The sequence below is a fragment of the Vibrio sp. V43_P6S15P86 genome (assembly GCF_009904725.1).
Lineage (GTDB): Bacteria > Pseudomonadota > Gammaproteobacteria > Enterobacterales > Vibrionaceae > Vibrio > Vibrio diabolicus.
Window position 1 is genome coordinate 1 of record NZ_WXWT01000109.1, and the last position, 2264, is coordinate 2264.

The window sequence follows — 2264 nt, forward strand, 5'->3', positions numbered from 1 at the left end:
GTGCAATAGAACGAACTACTTCTTTATATTGGCTTCATTTCATACTTGATGGGTACTTAAAGTAAATACAAAAAATAACATTCTGATTATGTTATTTTTTTCTTTAATACCTTAAAGAGACGCACCTAAATACTCCCTTTCAGCCTGAATCATTCTCAATAATGAGAACAGATTTCACTAATCCTTTCTTATAATTTCATCGCTTCCCACAACATTTGAAGGAAGCAGCAAGAAGTTAAGTGCAGTCATTTTTAATCAGGAATAACAGGAAATGGAGTAATCGTTATGACTCTAAACAAAACAGGGCTTGCTTTAGCAATGTCAGCAATTTTATTTAGTGGCTCTCTAATCGCGAATGAGATCGATGATGGAGACGACAACATGCAATGGACTGACAGCGCTAATACTGCTATCGGTTTATCAGGCAGCTTTAACGACAACAGTGACAACAGTGCTTCATTGGGTGTTGGCGATAGCTTTAACGACAACAGTGACAACAGTGCTTCACTGGGTGTTGGCGATAGCTTTAACGACAACAGTGATAACAGTGCTTCACTGGGTATCGGTGATAGCTTTAACGACAACAGCGATACTGACAACAGTGCAACTCTTGGCGTTGATGACAGCTTTAATGACAACAGCGACAGTTCAAACTCGAGCATGAACACAGCTCAAAGCCACAACGACAATAGTACGTCTAACGCTAACGACAACAGTACCAGTGCTGATCTTGATGTGAGCCTAAATAGTGATAGTAGTGATTCAAGTACTAACACAAATAGAAGCCACAACGACAACAGCGACTCTAGTACTACTGTAAGACGTAGCAACAACGACAACAGTGACTCTAGTATCAACAGTAGCTTTAACGATAACAGCGATAATCGTAATCAAAGCGACAACCGTAACCAGAGTGATAACCGTAGCTACGCTGATTCAAGCACAACAAACTCGAACAGCTTTAACGACAATAGTAACTATCAAAGTGACTCGAGCTCAACAAATGTTGATAGCTTCAATCAAGTCCATATGGATACAGATATGGTTGTTGCGAGCTCAAGTCTAATGGGTGGTGTTACAGGTGCATCAGTTATTTATGCAACTAACGCGGATGATACTCGAGTTCGAGTTGAAAACATGAACACCCTTGGTGGTCTTGGTGGTGCAGCTGGTATTACTACCGTTGGTCAGAATGCTGGTTCAAATTCACTTGTACAACAATCTGTTACAACTAATGCAAGTGTGTTTACTGGGGGTGAGTAACCGACTAGTAGGAGAAAGCGATGCGTTTGGCAATCTGTACTTTGAGTATGATAGTTGCCTGCACTGCACTCGCTGATGACATTGCATTATCTGGCGGAGAAGTTAGCTTGGATATCATGAATGAATCAAGAGGTGGACAAAATGTTGAACTCGACTTGGTTTATGCAGAATCAGATATCAATGGTATTTCGTCAGATAATGTCGCGTCAAACACCGTGAGTGGTAACAATATACTATCAAGTGGAGCGTTCGCAGACAGTTCGGGTATATCCAACGTAATTCAGAACAGCGGAAACAACGTTTTAATCCAGAACTCTACCGTCGTTAACCTGACACTCAAGTAAACAATATGAAAGTATTAAATAACTTAATTTGGCTGATGCTCGTTTATTCAGCATCAGCCATTTCATTAGAACTGCTACCTTACCGAGCACATTACTCTGTTCCTGTTAAAAGCTACAAAGAAATAGTGTTTGGTGATGTTTTTCGCCAACAGTATGACTTCAGCTGTGGCTCTGCCGCCCTGGCTTCTCTTCTCACTTTTCATTATGCAACAGAGTCATCTGAACAAGATATTTTCAAAAGCATGTTTGAAAAAGGTGATAAAGAAAAAATCAAAGAGAAAGGTTTTTCTTTGTTGGATATGAAGTTTTACTTGGATTCCATAGGGTTACGTTCTGACGGCTTTCAAGTAGGACTGGAGAAAATTAAAGAAGTCGGCGTCCCTGGGATTACTCTCGTTAATTTCGATGGGTATATGCATTTTGTTGTAATCAGAGGTATAAACAATCACTCAGTTATTCTAGGAGACCCTTCTAGAGGAACCATGATAATGAAACTGGATGAGTTTGAAAAATATTACCAAGGAATTGTGTTACTGGTCCGTAACGAAGCGGAAATGGGACGGTCTAGCTTTATTACCAATGATAATTTCACTGTATATCAAAAATCACCACTAAAAACAGGTGTGTCTAGAGATTCCTTGGGTGTATTTAGCATTA

General features: G+C 39.8%; 3 protein-coding genes. All 3 read left to right on the forward strand.

From position 1 onward, the window contains the following. Positions 1-285: 285 nt before the first annotated feature. A complete protein-coding gene (locus CAG69_RS04555; RefSeq protein ID WP_161442943.1) occupies positions 286-1263 on the forward strand; it encodes a dentin sialophosphoprotein in 978 nt (325 codons plus the stop codon). A gap of 20 nt (positions 1264-1283) precedes the next feature. Continuing rightward, on the forward strand, positions 1284-1607 hold the full coding sequence (locus tag CAG69_RS04560; RefSeq protein ID WP_005380167.1) for a hypothetical protein: 324 nt from the start codon (positions 1284-1286) through the stop codon (positions 1605-1607). Positions 1608-1612: 5 nt separating this feature from the next. Continuing rightward, positions 1613-2264: C39 family peptidase (locus CAG69_RS04565; protein ID WP_161442945.1), on the forward strand; the 652-nt coding region annotated here is incomplete at its 3' end.